Annotated in this window: 17 protein-coding genes; 8 read left to right on the forward strand and 9 right to left on the reverse strand. The window is 72.3% G+C overall.

Annotation, left to right across the window (positions count from 1 at the left end; genetic code table 11):
- Positions 1–63: 63 nt before the first annotated feature.
- The 5 genes from OG379_RS26135 to OG379_RS26155 are packed head-to-tail and all read left to right on the forward strand — an operon-like array spanning position 64 to position 5,733.
- Positions 64–2,937: a nitrate- and nitrite sensing domain-containing protein gene (locus OG379_RS26135; protein ID WP_405665463.1), complete on the forward strand. Its 2,874-nt coding sequence runs from the start codon at positions 64–66 to the stop codon at positions 2,935–2,937.
- Complete coding sequence (locus tag OG379_RS26140; protein WP_405665465.1) at positions 2,934–3,413, forward strand: roadblock/LC7 domain-containing protein; 480 nt, start codon at positions 2,934–2,936, stop codon at positions 3,411–3,413. The genes OG379_RS26135 and OG379_RS26140 overlap by 4 nt, the downstream gene beginning before the upstream one ends.
- Positions 3,410–3,823, forward strand: coding sequence for a DUF742 domain-containing protein (locus OG379_RS26145; protein ID WP_103513691.1), 414 nt, complete (start codon positions 3,410–3,412; stop codon positions 3,821–3,823). Before OG379_RS26140 ends, OG379_RS26145 begins: the two co-directional genes overlap by 4 nt.
- Complete coding sequence (locus OG379_RS26150; RefSeq protein WP_356711684.1) at positions 3,804–4,454, forward strand: ATP/GTP-binding protein; 651 nt, start codon at positions 3,804–3,806, stop codon at positions 4,452–4,454. The genes OG379_RS26145 and OG379_RS26150 overlap by 20 nt, the downstream gene beginning before the upstream one ends.
- Positions 4,455–4,491: 37 nt before the next feature.
- Positions 4,492–5,733, forward strand: coding sequence for a styrene monooxygenase/indole monooxygenase family protein (locus OG379_RS26155; protein ID WP_393763541.1), 1,242 nt, complete (start codon positions 4,492–4,494; stop codon positions 5,731–5,733).
- A 60-nt stretch (positions 5,734–5,793) separates the two neighbouring features.
- Here the strand turns inward: OG379_RS26155 and OG379_RS26160 are convergent, their stop codons facing one another.
- The 5 genes from OG379_RS26160 to OG379_RS26180 form a co-directional block, all read right to left on the reverse strand.
- On the reverse strand, positions 5,794–6,963 hold the full coding sequence (locus tag OG379_RS26160) for an NlpC/P60 family protein (RefSeq protein ID WP_405665467.1): 1,170 nt from the start codon (positions 6,961–6,963) through the stop codon (positions 5,794–5,796).
- A 151-nt stretch (positions 6,964–7,114) separates the two neighbouring features.
- On the reverse strand, positions 7,115–9,679 hold the full coding sequence (locus OG379_RS26165) for a PQQ-binding-like beta-propeller repeat protein (protein WP_405665468.1): 2,565 nt from the start codon (positions 9,677–9,679) through the stop codon (positions 7,115–7,117).
- A gap of 71 nt (positions 9,680–9,750) precedes the next feature.
- A complete protein-coding gene (locus OG379_RS26170) occupies positions 9,751–10,026 on the reverse strand; it encodes a hypothetical protein (protein WP_405665469.1) in 276 nt (91 codons plus the stop codon).
- Positions 10,027–10,078: 52 nt separating this feature from the next.
- The gene (locus tag OG379_RS26175; RefSeq protein WP_405665470.1) at positions 10,079–10,840 is read right to left on the reverse strand and encodes a TetR/AcrR family transcriptional regulator; all 762 of its coding nucleotides are present in this window, start codon (positions 10,838–10,840) and stop codon (positions 10,079–10,081) included.
- Between the two features lie 41 nt (positions 10,841–10,881).
- Positions 10,882–11,817, reverse strand: coding sequence for a diiron oxygenase (locus OG379_RS26180; RefSeq protein ID WP_405665471.1), 936 nt, complete (start codon positions 11,815–11,817; stop codon positions 10,882–10,884).
- 189 nt (positions 11,818–12,006) lie between these two features.
- Between OG379_RS26180 and OG379_RS26185 the strand changes: the two genes are divergently transcribed.
- Complete coding sequence (locus tag OG379_RS26185; RefSeq protein WP_405665472.1) at positions 12,007–13,116, forward strand: ferritin-like domain-containing protein; 1,110 nt, start codon at positions 12,007–12,009, stop codon at positions 13,114–13,116.
- Positions 13,117–13,164: 48 nt separating this feature from the next.
- Here the strand turns inward: OG379_RS26185 and OG379_RS26190 are convergent, their stop codons facing one another.
- Positions 13,165–13,479 carry an SCO0607 family lipoprotein gene (locus OG379_RS26190; protein WP_405665473.1) on the reverse strand — a complete coding sequence of 105 codons (315 nt, stop codon included), beginning with the start codon at positions 13,477–13,479 and terminating at the stop codon, positions 13,165–13,167.
- Positions 13,480–13,601: 122 nt separating this feature from the next.
- On the opposite strand from OG379_RS26190, the gene OG379_RS26195 reads away from it, so the two are divergent.
- A complete protein-coding gene (locus tag OG379_RS26195) occupies positions 13,602–14,492 on the forward strand; it encodes an ADP-ribosylglycohydrolase family protein (RefSeq protein WP_405665474.1) in 891 nt (296 codons plus the stop codon).
- A gap of 77 nt (positions 14,493–14,569) precedes the next feature.
- On the forward strand, positions 14,570–15,409 hold the full coding sequence (locus OG379_RS26200) for a hypothetical protein (protein ID WP_405665475.1): 840 nt from the start codon (positions 14,570–14,572) through the stop codon (positions 15,407–15,409).
- 7 nt (positions 15,410–15,416) lie between these two features.
- Here the strand turns inward: OG379_RS26200 and OG379_RS26205 are convergent, their stop codons facing one another.
- Genes OG379_RS26205 through OG379_RS26215 form a run of 3 tightly spaced genes read right to left on the reverse strand, consistent with a single transcriptional unit; the run spans position 15,417 to position 19,325 of the window.
- Entirely contained in the window at positions 15,417–16,466 is a 1,050-nt protein-coding gene (locus tag OG379_RS26205; protein ID WP_405665476.1) for an amidase family protein, read from the reverse strand.
- Positions 16,467–16,506: 40 nt separating this feature from the next.
- Positions 16,507–17,964 carry a peptidoglycan D,D-transpeptidase FtsI family protein gene (locus OG379_RS26210; RefSeq protein WP_405665477.1) on the reverse strand — a complete coding sequence of 486 codons (1,458 nt, stop codon included), beginning with the start codon at positions 17,962–17,964 and terminating at the stop codon, positions 16,507–16,509.
- A complete protein-coding gene (locus OG379_RS26215; RefSeq protein ID WP_393763564.1) occupies positions 17,961–19,325 on the reverse strand; it encodes an FtsW/RodA/SpoVE family cell cycle protein in 1,365 nt (454 codons plus the stop codon). The genes OG379_RS26210 and OG379_RS26215 overlap by 4 nt, the downstream gene beginning before the upstream one ends.
- Between the last annotated feature and the right edge of the window lie 78 nt (positions 19,326–19,403).

The raw sequence follows: 19,403 nt of genomic DNA on the forward strand, positions 1-19,403 counted from the left end.
CCATTCACGTGACCGTGCGTCACCTCTGCTTCAAGGGCGGACGAGTCAAGATTGCGAGCACCGGTGCAGAAGAAGCGGCCTCGGAGCAAGGACAGCGCGCGCGAGGAGTCCGGGGCGATGCCTCCGGCAGCGGGCGCATCCAAGCGGACCGTGCGGGTACGCAGCCGGCTCGTCGCCGGCGTTGCCGTCGTAGGGATCACCGTCATCGCGGCGGGCGCCCCTGCGGCCCTCGGCGCATCCTCCGATCTCAACGAGTCCCAGCGGCTGGTCACGCTCGCGGAGCTGAACCAGCAGGCGATCACCCTGGCGCACTCCCTCGCGGACGAACGCGACGAGGTCACCGCCCACATCGCGGGCGGCCGTGAGGACGAGGGCAGCACCTCAGGCGCCACGAGCACCGCAGCCCGCGTCGACCAGCAGGTGGACGAGATCCGGGAGGCCGCCCCGGCGTCGCTGCGCCGGGACCTCGCCGCCGTCCCGTCGCTCCGCAGGACCGCCCTCACCGGCAAGGGCTCGGCGATGGAGGCGTTCCAGGCGTACTCCGATGTCATCGCCAAGCTCCACGGCCTCGCAGACGAGCTCGCCGAGAAGACCCCGCCGCGTGCCGCCGACGCCACCCGGGCCCCGCTCGCCCTCGGCGGCGCCGTGGAGCAGGCCTCCGCCACCAGGGGACTGCTCCTGGCCGCGCTCGCCGTGCCCGGCACCGAGCCGCAGCAGCAGATCGACCCCTTCACCGGTCTGCCCGTGCAGACCGAGGCCGAGGGCGACAGCGAGGGCGACCGCAACCGCGACGAGCTGAGCGCCGCCGCCCAGCAGGCACGGGTGCGCGAGCTCGCCTCCCTCGCCGATTTCGACCAGGCGGCCGGCCCCTCGGCCCGGGACCGGCTCGCCTCCACGGTGACCGGACCCGAGGTCACCAGCGCGGAGAAGTACCTCACCCGGTTCACCGACCGGCCCGAGCTGTCCGACGCCGACCGGAAAGCCGACCCCAAGAAGGTCGGGGCGGCACTCTCCGCCCGGATCGACCGTATGCGCGGCGTCGAGTCCGCACTGGGCACCGCGCAGGTCAAGCGCCTGGAAGGGCTGCGCGACGACGACGTCACGGCGCTGGAGCTCCGCCTCGCCCTGCTCGGCGGCTGCCTCCTGATCGCCATCGGTGTCTCCACCGCCGTCGCCCGCACCCTCACCCAGCCGCTCGCCGTCCTGCGGATCGGGGCCGGCCGTATCGCCGCCGAGCCCGAGACCGCCGAACCGGTCCGCTACACCGGGCGCAACGACGAGTTCGCCCAGGTCGTACGGTCCATCAACGCCCTCCACGGCAAGCTGCACGGGCTGCACCACGACGTCACCGGACGGCTGGAGGGCCTGCAGACCGAGCGCGGCGAACTCATCGCCGGGCGCGAGGCCCTCACGCTCCAGCGGGCCGAACTCCAGGTGAAGGTCGCGGAGCTCGGCGGGCAGCTCGAACGGCTGCGGAACACCGTCCACCACACCTTCGTCAACCTGTCGCTGCGCACGCTCGGGCTCGTCGAGCGTCAGCTCGGCGTCATCGAGGGCCTGGAGGAGCGCGAGCAGGACCCGGAACGCCTCGCGACCCTCTTCAAGCTGGACCACATGGCCACCGTCATGCGGCGCCACAGCGAGAACATGCTGGTCCTCGCGGGAACCGACCGCAACCAGGGGCACACGGGCCCGATCCCGCTCGTCGACGTGCTGCGCGCCGCGGTCAGCGAGATCGAGCGGTACGAGCGGGTCACCATCCAGTCCCTGCCGCCGCACGCCCAGATCGCGGGCTTCGCCGCCGACGACCTGAGCCACCTCGTCGCCGAACTCCTGGAGAACGCGACCTCCTTCTCGCCGCCGGACTCCCATGTCGAGCTCTCCGGCTGGCTGCTGGAGACCGGGGAGGTGATGCTCTCCGTGCAGGACGAGGGCATCGGCATGTCGGCGGTCCGGATGAGCGAACTCAATGCCAGGCTTGCCGACCCGGCGTCCTTCGAAGCGGGCGAACAGGCCGCGGACGGGGCCGGGCTCGGTCTTCAGGTGACCTCGCTGCTGGCGGCCCGCCACGGCGTGCGGGTGCAGCTGCGCGAACAGAAGGGGAGCGGGGTGACCGCGGTCGTCGTTCTTCCGCAGGCGCTGCTGCCCAAGGCGCCGCCCGCGGCTTCCCCGCCGCCCGTACCGCTGCCCGGGGACGCGCCCACACTGAACCTCCCGGGATCGGTCGCCGAGGCCAACTCCAACGCGCTGCCGCCCCGTTCGCCCGAGCCCGCCGACGACCCGCTGATCGCGGCCGCCGAGCGGACCCTGCAGACGGCGATCCCGCAGCCCGAGGCACCGGAGCCGACCGCACCGGAGCCGACCGCGCCCGCCGCGGCCGAGCCCGTGGCGGAGCCGGTGTCCGCGCCCGTGCCGGAGGCCGGCCCCGCGGCCGGACCCGGCGCCCGCGAGGAGTCCGAGTCCGAGACCACGATGCAGGTCCGGCTGCCCGCGCAGCAGGACGCCCCGAGCCCGTACGCCATCGGCCCCGACCGCCACGAGCGCGCCGCCGACACGAGCCCTGCTCCTGCCCCCGCGCCCGCAGCTCCGGCAGCCGAGCCCGCCGCCGACGCCCTTCCCGGCCCCCGGCAGCCGCTGACCGGACTGGGCGAGGAGGTGCCCGACCCGGCGCCGCTGCCCGAACGCCTCACGGACAAGGGGCTGCCCAAGCGCACTCCGAGGATCGCGGCACCGCTGACGGCCCCGGCCACCGAGCGCAAGGGCACCCTGGACAAGGAGGCCCTGCGCCGCCGGCTCGGCGGGTTCCACCAGGGCGCGAAGGACGGCCGCCGCGATGTCGAGGCGGAGATCGCCGACACGGGCCAACAGACCGACCACGACCGTACCGACGGTCGAATCGATGAGACGGGGGACACAGTCGAGGAGGCACGCAGTTGACTGCACCCAGCACATTCGGGCTGAGCGCCGAGGCCCGGAACCTGCACTGGTTGCTGAGCAATCTCGTGGAGGAGGTGCCAGGGGTCCACTCGGTCACCGTCGTCTCGTCCGACGGACTGATGCTGCTCTCCTCGGACCCCGGTCTCGCGACGGCCGGGACCGGAGGACGGCAGACGGGCCCCAGGGGTTCCAGCGCCGACCTCGCCACCATCGTCTCCGGCATCGGGTCCCTCACGATCGGCGCCGCGAAGCTGATGGACGGCGGTGGCGTCAAGCAGACGATGGTCGCCATGGACGAGGGCAGCGTCTTCGTCATGTCGATCAGCGACGGTTCCCTGCTCGGTGTGCACGCCACCCCTGACTGCGACATGAGCGTCATCGCCTACCACATGGCGCTCTTCGTCGGCCGCGCCGGACACGTACTCACCCCCGAACTCCGCAGTGAGCTGCGCAAATCGATGGAGAGCACCCAGTGACGTCAGCTGCTGAACCCGTACGAAAACTCCCGGTCCGCGGCGCCGACCGCAAGGCCGCACGGGTCCGTCCGTACTCCCTCACCGGAGGGCGCACCCGCTTCGGCCACGTCCTGCTCGTCGAGACGTTCGTCGCGGCGCTGGACGCCCCCGAGGAGCGCCGCGAGCTCACCAACGGCAACCTCGCCTCGCGCGTGATGCCCGAGCTCCACGCCATCGTCGAACTCTGCCGCCGTATGCGTACGGTCGCGGAGATCTCCGCCCTGCTGAAGATGCCGCTCGGCGTGGTCCGTGTGCTGCTCAGCGACTTGGCCGACCAGGGAAAGATCCGCGTCTACGGAACCGGTCACGGCACCGGCCAGCCCGACCGCGCGCTGCTCGAAAGGGTGCTCAATGGACTCCGCCGTCTCTGAGGCTCCGCTCTTCACTCCGCGTCAGCGAGGGCCGCAGGAGCGGCCCGACGAGCCGGTGCAGACCTGGCAGCTCGACCACACCCGCGCGCCGATCGCGACCAAGATCGTGGTCGCCGGCGGGTTCGGCGTGGGCAAGACGACCTTCGTCGGCTCGGTCTCCGAGATAACCCCGCTGCAGACCGAAGCGCTGATGACACAGGCCAGCGAGGAGACCGACGACCTCTCGGCCACGCCCGACAAGGTCACCACGACCGTCGCGATGGACTTCGGCCGTCTCACACTGGACGACGACCTCGTCCTGTACGTCTTCGGGACACCCGGCCAGCAGCGCTTCTGGTTCATGTGGGACGACCTGGTGCGCGGCGCGATCGGCGCCGTCGTCCTGGCCGACACACGCCGCCTCGCCGACTGCTTCGCCGCGCTCGACTACTTCGAGAGCTGCGGCCTTCCCTACATCGTGGCCGTCAACCACTTCGAGGGAACGACCGGTTACGAGGAGGAGGACGTCAGGGAGGCCCTGACCATAGCCCCGCACGTGCCTGTTGTGATCATGGATGCGCGTAAGAGGATCACCGTCGTCGAGTCGCTGCTCGCCCTGGTGGGCCACGCACTCGATGTCGCCCCCGAGTAACGACAGACGCGCCCAGTACACGTAACGGAGAACCGCGATGCGGAAGATACTCATAGTCGGAGCCGGCCAGTCCGGTCTCCAGCTCGCCCTCGGACTTCAGTCCAACGGGTACGAAGTCACCCTGATGTCCAACCGCACCGCCGACGAGATCCGGTCGGGCCGGGTCATGTCGACGCAGTGCATGTTCCACACGGCTCTCCAGCACGAGCGCGATCTCCAGCTCAACTTCTGGGAGTCACAGGCTCCGAAGATCGAGGGTGTCGGCGTCTCGGTCGCCGGGCCCGACTCCTCGCGGGTCATCGACTGGGTCGGCAAGCTGGACGGATTCGCCCAGTCCGTCGACCAGCGTGTGAAGATGGCCGGCTGGATGGAGACGTTCGCCCAGCGCGGCGGCCAGCTCGTCATCCACGGTGCCGCGGTCTCCGACCTGGACTACTTCTCCCGCACCTACGACCTGGTGATGGTCTCGGCCGGCAAGGGCGAGCTCGTCTCCATGTTCGGCCGGGACGCCTCCCGTTCGCCGTACGACGCCCCGCAGCGCGCACTGGCCGTCGCCTACGTGCACGGTCTGGGCCCGCGCCCGGAGCACCCTGAGTTCGACGCGGTCCGGTGCAACCTGGTCCCGGGTGTCGGCGAGCTCTTCATCATGCCGACCCTGACGACGTCGGGCCGCGCGGACATCCTGTTCTGGGAGGGCATCCCCGGAGGCCCCCTCGACGCCTTCCAGGGCATCAAGGACCCTTCGGAGCACCTGGCCAAGACGCTGGAGCTCATGGAGCGGTTCACCCCGTGGGAGTACGCACGCGCCACCAAGGTCGAGCTGACCGACGCCAACGCCACGCTGGCGGGCCGTTACGCCCCGACCGTCCGCAAGCCCGTCGGCCGGCTGCCCGGAGGCGGCCTCGTCCTCGGCGTGGGGGACGTGGTCGTCGCCAACGACCCGATCACCGGCCAGGGCTCCAACACCGCGTCCAAGTGCGCGCACTCGTACCTGCACTCGATCCTGGAGCACGGCGACCGGCCGTTCGACGAGGAGTGGATGGAGGCCACGTTCGAGCGGCACTGGGAGAACACCCAGCACGTCGTGAAGTGGACGAACGCGATGCTCGGGCCGCCGCCGGAGCACGTGCTGAACCTGATCGGCGCGTCCGGTCAGCTCCAGCCGGCCGCCGACCGGTTCGCCAACGGGTTCAACGACCCGGCGGACTTCGACAACTTCTTCTTCGAGCCGGAGAAGACGAACGCGTACCTCGGCTCGCTCACGGGCGCGCAGGGCTGACGCCCGCGCGCGGGGGAACCGGGCCCTCACGTCCGTCACGAGGGCGTGAAGGCCCGGTTCTCAGGCTTCCGGGGAGTCCGGGGCGCCCTGGGCGTCGTACCCCGTGTCCGTTCCCGATGTGGCGCCCTCGGGCAGTTCGGGGAGCGTGTACGTGCTGAGCGGCTCGCCGCCCGGGTCGGGGCGTACGGCCCCCAGCAGCGGGTTCGACGCCAGCGGTGAGACCTTCACCGTGGCGCCGGGCCTGGGCGCCTGCACCACGAGGCCGTCGCCGATGTAGAGCGCGACGTGCGTCGCCTCCGGGAAGTAGACCACCAGGTCCCCGGGGCGCAGCGAGCCGACCGGCACCTTCGGCAGCTGCCGCCATTGCTCCTGCGACGTGCGCGGAATGGCCCGGCCCGCCGTGGACCAGGCCTGAGAGGTGAGCCCGGAGCAGTCGTACGACTCCGGCCCCTCCGCGCCCCACACATAGGGCTTGCCGATCTGCTCGACGGCGTAGCGGACCGCTTCCCCGCCCTCCTCGGACGGCGGGCGGACGGAGCTGAGCGCTCCCGACGCGGTCAGCGCGTCCTGGGCGGTTCCGATGTTCTTCTCCTCCAGCTTCGCCACAGCGGCGAGCTGCTCCGCCGAGAGCGAGGCCAGCATCGCCTCGATGGCCTTCAGCCTGGACTGCACGGTGTCGCGCTGCTTCTTCTGCCGCTCGGCCAGCACCCGCTGCCGCTCCTGGGCCGCCCGGGACCTGGCCGCCAGGACCTCGGCGTGCCTCTCCGCGCCGGTGAGCCGGGCGACCACGGCCGACCGGCCGGCCTGGGCGCGCTCGATGACATGGCTCTGCTCGAGGGCGCGGGCCGGGTCGTCGGCCAGCAGCAGCCTCATGTACACGGAGAAGTCGGTGCTCCCCTGGTACTGGTCGCGCGCCAGGCGACCGGCGTCCCGGCGCCCGGCGTTCAGCGCCCTCCGGGCCGTGGCCAGCTCGGTGCGGAGCTTCTTGGCCTCGGCGGTCCGCTTCTTCAGCTCCTCCTCGGTGCCGTTGTACAGCTCACCGGCCTCCTCGGCCTTCCGGTAGGCCGTCTGCAACTGCTTCAGGAGTCCGGCGACGCTCCCCGGCGCCCCGGCGGCCGGGGCGGGTGCCGGCTCCGGCTCCGGTCCCGACGGCTCGGCGACGGCGGGGGAGGCGGCGAGGACCGCGGCCAGGGCCGCGGTGCAGAGGGTGCGCGCGAACCTGCGTGACACGACATCACCTCCGGTGACAGGGGCGAGGCCGATTAATCGGACTACCCCACAAGTGCTCGGATCTCGTCCATCCGGTCACCCGGTCCCGGGTGATGCAAGCACCGCCCGGCGTGCCGCCCGGGGGACACCCCGAACGGTGGACGCCTGGAAGTCACTCCGCGGGGAACGCGTAGAAAGCCCGCTCGCGCTGCACGACAGCCGTCTTCCCGGTGGCCAGCACCCTGTACGGCGCGCTGACCGTGGCGCCCTTGGGATCCTGGGCCCCGATGTCCTGGAACTTCCACAGCCGGCGCCCGTCCGCCGCTGCGAACGCGGTCACCTGGGAGGCGTCCGCAGCGAGCAGGGTCTTCCCGCCAACGCTCAGCGTGAGCGCGGGGGCGTCGCCACCGAGCGGAACCTCGGTGGACCGCCGCCAGACCTGCTTTCCGGTCGCCCGCTCCACCGCGCCGACCTCCTGGTTGCGATTGGTGGTGTGGAGCAGCGTCCCGGCCGGGACGGGCGTGCCGAAGACGGACGACTCGGTGCCGTTCAGGGTCCAGACCGGCTTCCCCGTACCCGTCTCGAAAGCCTGCAGATCGGCTCCCACCGCGCCGTACAGCCGCCCCTCCCCGTCGCCGGCCGCCGCGCCGCCGGGCGCGACGTTGCCGAACTGACGGGTCCACAGCTGCTTGCCCGTGGTGCGGTCGAAGCAGCGGAACGACGCCTTGCCCTTGGCCGCCGCCGCGTCGGCGGCGGTGAGCGTGCCCGACTCCTGGCGTACGACGACGTCGGCGTCCCTGACGGCGGTCAGCCGGTAGGCCGGGGTGCCGGGCGCCCGGCCGGCGGGGACGGCGACGCGCCAGAGCTCCTCGCGCCGCACGACGTCGTACGCGAAGAAGTACGCCTTGACGACCTGCTTGTCCTTGCCGGGCTTCTTGCCCTTCTTCGGCTTCGGCGCCTTCTCGGTGACGGTGTGGGAGCCGGTGAACCAGAGGACCGAGCCGGACAGTCCGGTGAGCGGTGCCACCTTCATGTTCGGTACGCCGGTGAACTGGTCGACGAAGCGCACCCGGTGCACGACCCGCCCGTCCTTCGGCGACAGCCAGAGGAACTCGGTGGGGCTCGCGAGGAAGCAGAGGCCGTCCCCGGCCGCCAGGACAGCCTGGGCACCCGCGGCGTCGGCGCGCTCCCAGGCCTTCCGCCCGGTCCGCAGGTCCACGGCGGTCGCCCCGGCCGTGTCCGTCAGCACCAGCAGCTCGTCCCGCCAGATGTCCGCGGTGAGCGGCGCCGGCGCGGCGGCCGGGTGGGTGTACATCCACCGGGGATCCGGCGCCCGGCCCGGGACCGTGGGGCGGGGCTCGGCGGCCGGCTTGTCGTCGGCCGCCGAGGCGGGCTCGTCGGACCCGAGGGCGGACACGGCCGCCCCGCCCAGGACCAGCCCGGCGGCGCCGGCGGCGACGGTGGTGAGCAGCGCGCGCCGGCTCGTGGCCGGGGCAGCCGCGGGGCGCGGTGCGGCCGCAGGCGCGGCGGCGGGCAGAGCGGCGGGCAGGGCCTGGGGGAACGGCGCGGACGCGGCGGGCGCGCCCTGCGGTGCGGCTGCCGGGTAGGCGTACGGGTACGGCTGGGCGGGCGTGGGCGGCGGGGAGTGCGGAGGTACGGGCGCGGCCGCCCCCTGAGGGACGGCGAGCTGGGTCGTCGCCCGGTCGGAGCGCGGTGCGCGCGCCCCGGTCCCCAGGAAACGGGTGGTCCGGCTGTCCTCGCCGATGTCGCCGCTGTCCGCGGGCACCGCGTCGGTCGGCTCACCGCCCTCCCGCACGGGGGCCCCGGCCGTCTCTTCACGGACCGGCGCCTCCAGCGCCCTTACCCGCGCCGCCTGTTCCGTCACGGCCGCCGACAGCGGCGCGGGAAGCCAGCCCCCCTTGGCGAGGCCCGCCGCGCCCTCCAGCGCCAGTTCGGCGGCGGCCGACCCGGCAGCGGGCCGGTCGTCCGGGTCCTTCGCCAGGCAGCGTGCGATCAGCGCGCGCAGATCGTCGGGTACGGCGCCGAGTTCGGCGGACCCGTGCGCGATCCGCTCCGCGGCCTCCTCCACGGGGCCCTCGGCGAGCGGGGTCGTCCCCGTCGCCGCGTACGCCAGCAGCAGGCCCAGGACGAACAGGTCGGACGCCGGGCCCACTTCCCTGCCCTCGACCTGCTCGGGGGTGAGGTAGCCCAGCCGTACGGACAACTGCCCGCCCTCCCGGGCCTCGGCGGAGGCGGCGGCCCCCAGCGGCCCGAACGCGGTCAGCCGGGGGCCGTCCTCGGCGAGCAGCACGGTCTCCGGCGCCAGCCCCTGGAGCACGGCCCCGGTGGCGTGGACCCGGGAGAGGGTCTCGGCCAGACCCGCGCCCAGTATCCGTACGGCACGCTCGGGCAGCGGGCCGGCGAGGCCGATCGCCTCGGCGAGCGTCACCGCGGGCACGTAGGCCGTGGCAGTCCACAGGCTGTCGTCGTCCGGCGAGGTGAGGGGCGGCTGCACCCATCCGCCGGCCAGCCGCTCGGCGGTACGGGCCTCGGCCCGGAAGCGGCGCCGGAAGGCGGGCACGGAGGCGAGGGCGGGCCGGGCCGCCGTCACCACGGCGAGATCGTCGCGGTCCTCGCCCCGGGTCAGGAAGTGCACGGCGCTCGCGCTCTCGCGGAGGCGGGCCAGCGCGGTGTACGGGCCGAAGTGGCGTGGATCGTCCTGACGCAGCGCCTCCATGGCGCACCCCCCTTGTGACCGTGCCCTCGGCACCTGACCGCAGATCTTACGGGCGGGGGCCGTGATACCGCTCAGGACCCGCTGCGGGGCCTGTTCCAGGGCCACTTGGGGGCGAAGCGCTCACGGCCCGCCGGGGCGTATTCGTACACCCAGCCGCGCTGCAGCCCGAGGCGCCTCGAATAACCCGCCGGAGTGCGCCGGTAGGCGTACACGGTGGCGGGCCCGCCGTCGGCGTCCGGCACCGGGACCTCGTACCACTTGGGCGGATGGCCGGTCGGCCCGAGCAGGACGGGCAGCACCCGGCCGTCCAGGGGACCGCCGCGGAAGGGCGTGTTCTCGCTTTTCACGGTGCCAGTCTGACCCAGGGGACCGCCTGGGCGCCTGTACGGCCCCGCCGGATCAGCCGGGCGGCAGCAGGTGCGCGGCCCGGCCGGCCACCGGGATGATCAGCGTCGCCAGCCGCCCGGCGGGGCCGTCGGCGGTCTCCTGGCTCAGCAGGTCCGCCACCACCGCCTCCGTCTCCTGGTCCGAGGCCGCCGTGGCCGCGAGGAGGGCCATCAGATGGTCGACCAGCCAGCCCCGCAGGTCCGAGGCGGCCGGCTGCTTCTCCTCGTCCAGCCAGATCAGGGACGCCGCCTCCACGGCCGCGATCCAGGTGCGCACCATCATCCGCAGGCGTGACCCGGCGGGTTCCTGTCCCGGGCCGTCGCCCCGGCCCAGGTGGAGCAGGATCTGCTCGGCAGCCGACCGGCGCACGCCGTCCACGATCGTGGACGTGCGCGAGGTCTCGGCCACACTGCCCCCGCGCAGCAAGGCGCTGAAGCCGGCGTCGTGCTGGTCGACGAAGCCGAGGTAGCGGTCGAGGACCCGGCTGACCCACTCGGTGGGCGGCCCGACGGCGGGTTCCGCGAAGCAGAGCGTCAGCTGCTCGGCGGCGGACCCGAGGGCCGCCTCGTACAACTGCTGCCTGCCGCCGGGGAAGTAGCGGTAGACCAGCGGGCGGGAGACTCCGGCGGCGGCCGCGACCTCGTCGATCGACACGTCGTCCGGCGCCCGGTGGGCGAAGAGTGTGAGCGCGGCGCCCAGCAGTTGGGCGCGGCGTTCCTCGACACCGAGCCGTCGGTATGCGCGGGCCGGCGGTGCTGCGGGTGCGGAGGTCATACTTCGAAGCCTAAGCGCTACCCCCAGCAGGGGGGCCGGCCTCAGGCCAGCAGACCCGAGCTCTTCCACAGCCTGCGGCCCACCCCGTTGAGTACGCCGATGTCGTCGAAGAAGTCCGTGAGCCGCTTCGCTCCCGTCTGCATGACCTCCGCCCGGTGGCCGCTCGCCTTCACCTGCGCGACGGCCTCATGGCGGTCCAGGCCGACGTTCTCGTACACCTGCGGGTTGACGAAACAGACGGAGAACACGCGTGCCGCCTCACCGCAGTTGAGCCGGGTGAGCCTGCGCTGCCAGGGGGGAGCGGTGACCATCTGGCGGCGCAGCTCCTCGCGTGCGTAACGCACGTGCCGCGCCTCCTCTACCACATGGATGCGGGTCACCCCGCGTACGAGCGACTGGACGCGCTCGTCGGGGAAGGTCAGGCGCTGCATCCAGTCCAGGATCTCCTCGCCGAGCAGGGTCGCGGCGAACGAACCGGGGGTGGTGGAGACGGTCTTCAGCACCCGCGCCAGGTTGTGGTAGCGCCGGGGGACCGGGTAGGCGGGCGCGCCGCCCCACTCGATCATGCGGGCGAACATCATGGAGTGCCGGCATTCGTCGGCTATCTCGGTGAGGGCGTAGCGGACGTGCTTGCTGGTCACGGACTTGTCGTAGATGTGCCGGACGAGCAGCTGCATCAGGATGATCTCGAACCAGATCCCGAGCGAGGCCAGCGACGCCGCCTCCTGGCGGGCCAGGTCCATCCGCTGTTCCTCGGACATCTTCCGCCACAGCGGGGTGTCGTAGAGGGAGACCAGCTCGGGCGGCCAGAACCACTTGCCGTCCTCGACGGCCGAATCCCAGTCGAGCTCGGTGTCCGGGTCGAAGGAGTGCTTGGCCGAGGCCTCGAGCAGGCGGGCCGCCACCTGTTCGCGGTCCTTGAGGGGACCGAGCGCATCGCGCAGCGCCTGAATGTCCTCGTCGGTCACTGTCGTCACGGCTGAAGGCACCTCGCAGAGGGGTTACCGGCGGTCAAGTTTCCGCTCATGAATTATGAGACTGCCTGTCAGCAAGGGAGTCAATCCCTCGTGCGCGACTTGTTGACCGCGCGTCTACCAACGTGTGAACCTGCCAACTGACGTCAGCACCACGGAATGCACGATCCTCGCCGGGCGAAGGAGCTGTCCGTGTCGACACACGACCTCTACACCACTCCACCCGCCGCGCCGACATGGCAGGTGCCTGCCACGGGTGCGGCCCGGTTCAGCTGGGACTACGACGACAGCCGCGAACGCCTCCTCGCCCTCTACCAGAAGGGCAAGGACAAGCAGTGGGACGGCAACAAGCGCATCGACTGGAGCCTGGAGGTCGACCCCGCCGACCCGCTCGGCACCCCGGACGAGGCCCTGACGCTGTACGGCACCCCGCACTGGGCGAAGATGACCGAGCGGGACCGCGGTGAACTCCGCAAGCACTACACCTCCTGGCAGTTCAGCCAGTTCCTCCACGGCGAGCAGGGCGCCATGGTCTGCGCCGCGCGGATCGTGGAGTCGGTCCCCGACCTGGACGCGAAGTTCTACTCCGCGACCCAGACCATGGACGAGGCGCGCCACGCGGAGATCTACGCCCGCTTCCTGCACGAGAAGATCGGGATGCTGTACCCGGTCAACGACAACCTCCAGGGGCTGCTCGGCGACACCCTGCGCGACTCCCGCTGGGACATGCCCTACCTCGGCATGCAGGTCCTCATCGAAGGGCTCGCGCTCGCCGCGTTCGGCATGATCCGGGACACCACGACCAGGCCGCTGCCCAAACAGATCCTCGCCTACGTCATGCAGGACGAGGCCCGGCACGTGGCCTTCGGGCGGATGGCGCTGCGCGACTACTACAAGCAGCTGAGCGACGCCGAACTGCGCGAGCGCGAGGAGTTCGTCATCGAGGGCTGCTATCTCATGCGCGACCGGCTCAGCGGCGTCGAGGTCCTGGAGAACTTCGGCATCGGCAAGCAGGAGGCCAAGGACCTCTCCGAGCACTCGGAGTATCTCCAGCTCTTCCGCAAGCTGCTCTTCAGCCGGATCGTCCCCTGCGTGAAGGACATCGGCCTCTGGGGCGAGCGGCTCCAGAAGGCCTACGTCGACATGGGCGTCTTCGAGCTGGGCGACTCGAACCTGGATCTCCTGATGGCCCAGGACGAGGAGATAGCCGAGCAGCTGGACCGGGAGCGTTTCGCGGCGGAGGAGCAGGAGCGGGTCGCCGAGGTCGCGGAGGCGATCGCGGAGGGCGGGACGGACGGCTGACCCGCGGGCCGGCCCGATCCACTGGCCCGGCCCGGCCCGCCCGGAACCCTAGTTCTCCTCGGGGATCTCGATGGTCCTGCCGTTCTCGTCGAGGGTCCGGGTCTCCCAGTACGTGTACCACTTGTCGTCCACGTGCTCGGGGACCTTGCCCTCCGGGTAGCGGGCGTAGCCCTTGGGCGGTTCCTCGTCGTCGGACACGCACGCGCTGCCTGCGCTTCCCACGGCCAGGACCGGATACTCGCCGCCCCCGCACACCGCGTCCTGCATCGAGCAGGCGCTGGTGAGCAGAGCCACCGTGACGCCGGCCAGGGCGAGCCCGAGCGTGGTGCGGGACGGGACGTGGAGTCGGTTGGCCGTGCGCATGGCGGGGCTCCCTCTGGTGGGTGACTGTCGGTGCCCAGCCTGCCGTGGCCGGAGAGAAGGATCGTGAGCATCCGTACTCATATCCGGTGTACGTACCGGGTGCGCGGGCGGAGGATGGCGCCATGAACGCCTCTCCCGGCCATGGTGACTCCGCAGCCGCCCGCCGCAGCCTCGAAGCGCTCGCCCTCGGTGACGCCTTCGGGGAACGGTGGTTCCCGCTCTTCCGGCCGCCCCGGCAGGCCTACGCCGAGGTCCGGGCGCGCCGCACCCCGCACGAGCCCGTGTGGCACTGGACCGACGACACCGCGCTGGCGCTGGCCCTGCAGCGTGTCCTCGACGAGTACGGACAGGTCGAGCAGGACCGGCTGGCCCTGTACTACGCCCTGGCCTTCGACGCGGACCAGGCCCGTGGTTACGGCCACGGCATGCACATGCTGCTGCCGGAGCTGCTGGCTTCACCGGCCGACTGGCGCACCCTCGCGCCGGGGCTCTTCGAGGGCGGGAGCCTCGGCAACGGAGCGGCGATGCGGGTGGCGCCGCTCGGGGCCCGCTTCCACGCGGACCTCGGACACGCCGCCGAACAGGCCGTGCTCTCGGCGGTCGTCACCCACGCCCACCCCGAGGGCGTCGCCGGCGCGGTGGCGGTCGCGGTCGCCGCGGCGCTGTCGGTGCGCGGGGAGCTCACGCTGGAGGCGGTCGCCGGGCACACACCGGAGGGGCCGGTGCGCGACGGCGTGCTCCGTGCGGCGGAGGTGCCGTTCGCCACCGAGCCGTGGAAGGCCGCCGACCTCCTGGGCAACGGGAGCCGGATAAGGGCCGACGACACCGTGCCGTTCGCTCTGTGGACCGCCGTCCGGCACCCCGGCGACCTGGAGGCCGCCCTGTGGTCGACGGCGGAGGGCTTCGGGGACGTGGACACCACATGTGCCATCACCGGGGGCGTCGTCGGGGCGGCGACCGGGGTGGAGGGCGTCCCCGCCGAGTGGCGCCTCCGGCGGGAACCGCTGAGCTGACGGGGCGTAACTCCCAGGCTCATGCCGACAGCCTGTACGTCGAATTCCTGTTCGGTGCAGTGACGTAACGTGAGCACATGAGCATGCCGCCGCAGCCACCGCCGGGCCCGTACGGGCCGCCCCCGCCTCAGCACGGTCCTTACGGGCAACAGCCCCCGGCCGGCGCTCCGTACCCGCCGCAGCAGCCTGCCTACGCCTACCCGCCGCAGGGCCCGCCCGGCGCCCCCGGCCCCTGGGGCGGGCCCGGCATGCCGCCGGGAATGCCCGGGTGGCAGCCGCAGCAGCCACGCAAGACGCGGACCGGGCTCATCGTCGGCCTCGTCCTCGGGGTGTGCGTCCTCGTCCTGGGGATCGGCTTCGGCGCGGTCACGCTGATCGGCAAGGGCGCGGACGCGGTGTTCCCGGAGGCCACGCACGAGATCGTCGTTCCGAAGACGCTGCTGGACGAGGAGTTCACCCTCAGCCAGGACCTGTCGGACACGGAGGGGAAGGAGATCGAGGACGCGCTCGACCCCAGCATCCGAGGCGGAAAGGCCGCCATCGCGCAGTACATGTCGGACGAAGGCGGTGTCCTGGTCCTCTCGGGGCTGTACGGGCGGCTGGCGAGCCCGGCGTCCACGCGGGGCTCGATCCTGAAGGGCGCGGCCGAGGCGGACGGTGCGACCGTGATCGTGCCGCCCGAGGAGTTCGAACCCGACGGCTACGGCATCACGGTGGAGTGCCAGATCGTGCGGTCCACCGACATGGGCGTGACGGCCGACGCGCCGATGTGCGCCTGGGGCGACGGGAACACCGCGGCCATGGTCGCTGTGATCCGCTCCGACGAGGTGGCACAGGACGCGACATCCGTCGACCTGGCGAAGGCCGCCGAGGAGACGGCCAGGGTCCGGGCGGAGATCCGCAAACCGATCGGCTGAGGGGCGGTCAGCCGAGGGTGCTCTCCAGGGCGCGGGCCACGCCGAGCAGCGCCGCGTCGGTCCCACGGCCGGTCACCAGCTGGAGGCCGGCCGGGCAGCCGTCCGGCGTGAAACCGGCGGGCAGGCTCGCCGCCGGATGGCCGCTGAGGTTGAACGCCCAGGTGAGTGCCGTGGAGTAGATGTCCCCCGGGCCCTCGTGGCCGTGCGGCGGCGTGGGTGCGACCGGGGTGAGCAGCAAGGGTGTACGGGCGAAAAGGGCGTCGAGCACCCGGTTGTTGACGGCGCGGAGCAGCTCGGTGGAGGGTGTCGGGCGCCCGGCGCGCACCGCGGACCACGTCTCCGCCGGGTCGAGCAGTTCGCAGGAGCCCGGCAGGAGGCGTACCGCTCCCGCCGACACCAGCCGGCCGACCGCCCGCCGTGTCACGTCGGCGACCTCCGGGTCGACCCGGGCGAAGCCCAGGTCCGGACTGTAGACGGCCGGAACGGGGAGCCGCGCGGGCTGCGGCACGTACCCGTCCGTCACATGGCGCAGGTAGTCCTCCGCCCGTACTGCGGAGCTCGCGAGCACACCGGGGGTCGCCAGACCCGTGCGGTCGGGGGAGGGGAGCAGGCCCTCCGTCGTCTTCAGGCCGAACACTCCGCACCACGCGGCCGGGATCCGTACCGAGCCCGCTCCGTCGCTGCCCGTCGCCAGCTCCACCATGCCCGCGGCGACCGCCACGGCCGATCCCGCCGACGATCCGCCGGGGGTCCGGTCGGTGCGCCACGGGTTGACCGTACGGCCGTGCGCCCCCTGCCCCCAGGTCTGCCACCGGGTGCCGGGGCCCGGTACGGCGGTCGATCCGACCGGTACGCCGCCCGCGGCGGTCAGCCGGCGGGCGGCGTACGAGCGGATGCCCGTGCGGCCCTTCACGGCGAACGGCAGCCCGGCGAGCGGGAGACCGGCCGCGGCCTCCGCCCTGGCCCGTGCCTCCTCGTGCCAGACCTCCGTGAACGCGCACAGCTCCGGGTCGAGCCGGTCGATCAGGGCGAGAGACGCTTCGAGAGCCGCTGTCATGGGACCAGTGTCCCGGGGAGGCCGCCCCCGGGCCCCGCCCTCACTCCTCCAGCGCCGCCTCCATCACCGCCCGGGCGATCGGAGCCGCGTTGCCACCACCGCTGACGTCGGCCCGGTCGGCCGCCGCGTCCTCCACCACCACGGCCACGGCGACCGCCGGGCGGCCGGAGTCCGGTGCCTGCGCCCAGGCGATGAACCAGGCGTACGGCGTACCCGAGTTGTCGACCCCGTGCTGCGCCGTGCCCGTCTTGCCGCCGACCGTCACCCCGTCGATCGCCGCGTTCGTGCCGGTGCCGTCCTCCACGACGTCGACCATCAACCGCTGGAGCTGCTGGGCCGTCGTCGGGCTCATCGCCTGGTGGTACGAGTCCGAGCCCTGCTGCCGGACCGTGTCGCCGTCGTCCGTGGTCACCCGGTCCACCAGGTGGGGGCGCCTGAGGTCGCCGCCGTTCGCGACCGCCGAGGCCACCATGGCCATCTGGAGCGGGGTCGCCGTCGTGTCGAACTGGCCGATCGACGACTGGGCCAGCTGGTCGTCGCTCATGTCCGAGTCGAAATTGCTGCGGGCCACCCGGGAGGGGATCTTCAGGTCGTCGTCGTTGAAGCCGAACCTGTCCACCGCCTCCAGCATCCCGTCCAGCCCCACCTCGACGCCGAGATGAGCCATCACCGTGTTGCAGGAGACCCGGATCGCCTCCGCCAGGGACGCCTTCTCGCAGCCGCGCGCCTCGTTGGGCAGCACGGTCGAGGTCCCGGGCAGGACGTACGGGGACGGGGTGTCGGTCTCCGCGTCCGGATCGGTGACCACCTCCGCGTCCAGCGCCGCCGCCGCCGTCACGATCTTGAAGGCCGAACCGGGCGGATAGGTCTGCCGGATGGCCCGGTTGAGCATCGGCCGGCTCTGCGCACGGTTGAGCCGCGCCCAGGCGTCCGTGACGGCGGAGCCGGTGCCGGAGAGGACCTCGGGGTCGTACGAGGGGGAGGAGACCAGCGCCAGGATCCGGCCGGTGGCGGGGTCGAGGGCGGCGACCGCGCCGCGCCGGCCGTCCAGGCCCTCGTACGCCGCGCGTTGCATCGAGTCCTTGATGGTGGTGACGACGTCGCCGCCGGGCTGCCGGCTGCGGGTGATGTCCCCCCACAGCGGGAGCGGGGCGAGGATCGGGTCGGTGCCGGAGAGAACGTCCTCCTCGGCGTTCTCCAGCAGCGTGGTGCCGTACGTCTGCGAGGCGTAGCCCGTCACCGGCGCGTACAGCGGACCGTGACGGTAGGTGCGCTCGTACGCGAGCTGCTCGCCGGTGTCCTTCGACCCGGTGACGGGTTCGTCGCCGACCAGGATGTTGCCGCGCGGCTGGTCGTAACGGTCGATGGTGGTGCGGCGGTTGGCGGGGTTGGTGGTGAGTTCGTCGGCCTCGAAGAGCTGGACACGGGCGGCGTTGGCCAGCAGGGCGAGGAGCAGGAGCAGGCAGAAGCCGGCGGCGTGCCGGATGTGGCGGATCACGGGCCCTCCACGGCCGGCGCGGTCTCCGTATCGGGGGCGGGGGTGCGGGCCACGTCGCTGACCCGGATGAGCAGCGCCACGATGATCCAGTTGGTGACCACGGAGGATCCGCCCTGGGCCAGGAACGGCATCGCCATCCCGGTCAGCGGGATCAGCCCCATCACCCCGCCCGCGATCACGAAGACCTGGAGCGCCAGGATCGAGGCGAGGCCGACCGACAGGAGCCGCCCGAAGGGGTCCCGCAGGGCGAGGCCCGCACGGAAGCCGCGGGCGACGAGCAGGGCGTACAGCAGGAAGATCGCGGTGAGCCCGGCCAGGCCGAGCTCCTCGCCCGCGGTGGCCAGGATGAAGTCGGACTTGGCGGCGAAGCCGATGAGGATGGAGTGGCCGAGCCCGAGACCGGTGCCGAGCATGCCGCCCGCCGCGAACGCGAAGAGGGACTGCGCGAGCTGGCTGGGTCCCCGGCCCGCGTTGATCGTGGCGTACGGGTCCAGCCAGTCCTCCACCCTGCTGTGCACATGGGGTTCGAACGAGCCGACGGCGAAGGCGCCGGCTGCCGCGAGGAGCAGCCCGACCGCGATCCACCCGGTCCTGCCGGTGGCCACGTAGAGCAGGATCACGAAGAGGCCGAAGAAGAGCAGCGAGGTGCCCAGGTCGCGTTCGAGGACGAGGACGCCGACGCTGAGCAGCCAGATCGCGACGATCGGGCCCAGCACCCGGCCGGTGGGGAACTGGAGCTTCCAGATCCTGCGGCCGGTGTAGGCGAGCGCGTTGCGGTTCGCCGCGAGGTACGCGGCGAAGAAGACGGCGAGCAGGATCTTGGCGAACTCGCCCGGCTGGAAGGAGAATCCGCCGATCCTGATCCAGATCTTCGCCCCGTTCACCGCCGGGAAGAAGATCGGCACGATCATCAGGACGAGGGCGGTGGCGACCGAGAGATAGGCGTACCGCTGGAGCACCCGGTGGTCGCGGAGGAACACCACCACCGCGATGAAGAACGCGACCCCGAGCGTGGACCAGATCAGCTGCGTCGTCGCCGCCCGGTCGCTCGGGGTCTCCAGGTCCAGCCGGTAGATCAGCACCAGGCCCAGTCCGTTGAGCAGCACGGCGATGGGCAGCAGCAGCGGATCGGCGAACGGGGCGCGGAAGCGGACCGCGAGATGGGCGAGCAGGGCGAGGAGGCCGAGACCGGCGCCGTACCCGGCGACATCGGGGGGCACGGCGTCGTTCCGGGCGAGGCCGACGGCGGCGTAGCCGTAGACGGAGATGAGCACGGCCCCGATCAGGAGCGAGAGCTCGACCCCGCGCCGCTTGGGCAGGCGTAGCTCGGGCGGGCGTGCCTCCGCCGTCGTTGCGGTCATGCCCCGCAACGTAGCAAGAGGCGGGTGTTATTTCCCTTATGTCAGCTTCGTGGCACTCCTCGGCTGCTCCCGGCGCAC

It is taken from the genome of Streptomyces sp. NBC_01166, assembly GCF_045039765.1.
GTDB lineage: Bacteria > Actinomycetota > Actinomycetes > Streptomycetales > Streptomycetaceae > Streptomyces.

Coding starts and splice junctions, on each gene's coding strand:
- OG379_RS26150 (WP_356711684.1), top strand. CDS start 3,804: ATGGACTCCGCCGTCTCTGAGGCTCCGCTCTTCACTCCGCGTCAGCGA.
- OG379_RS26155 (WP_393763541.1), top strand. CDS start 4,492: ATGCGGAAGATACTCATAGTCGGAGCCGGCCAGTCCGGTCTCCAGCTC.
- OG379_RS26165 (WP_405665468.1), bottom strand. CDS start 9,679: ATGGAGGCGCTGCGTCAGGACGATCCACGCCACTTCGGCCCGTACACC.
- OG379_RS26175 (WP_405665470.1), bottom strand. CDS start 10,840: ATGACCTCCGCACCCGCAGCACCGCCGGCCCGCGCATACCGACGGCTC.
- OG379_RS26190 (WP_405665473.1), bottom strand. CDS start 13,479: ATGCGCACGGCCAACCGACTCCACGTCCCGTCCCGCACCACGCTCGGG.
- OG379_RS26195 (WP_405665474.1), top strand. CDS start 13,602: ATGAACGCCTCTCCCGGCCATGGTGACTCCGCAGCCGCCCGCCGCAGC.
- OG379_RS26200 (WP_405665475.1), top strand. CDS start 14,570: ATGAGCATGCCGCCGCAGCCACCGCCGGGCCCGTACGGGCCGCCCCCG.
- OG379_RS26205 (WP_405665476.1), bottom strand. CDS start 16,466: ATGACAGCGGCTCTCGAAGCGTCTCTCGCCCTGATCGACCGGCTCGAC.
- OG379_RS26215 (WP_393763564.1), bottom strand. CDS start 19,325: ATGACCGCAACGACGGCGGAGGCACGCCCGCCCGAGCTACGCCTGCCC.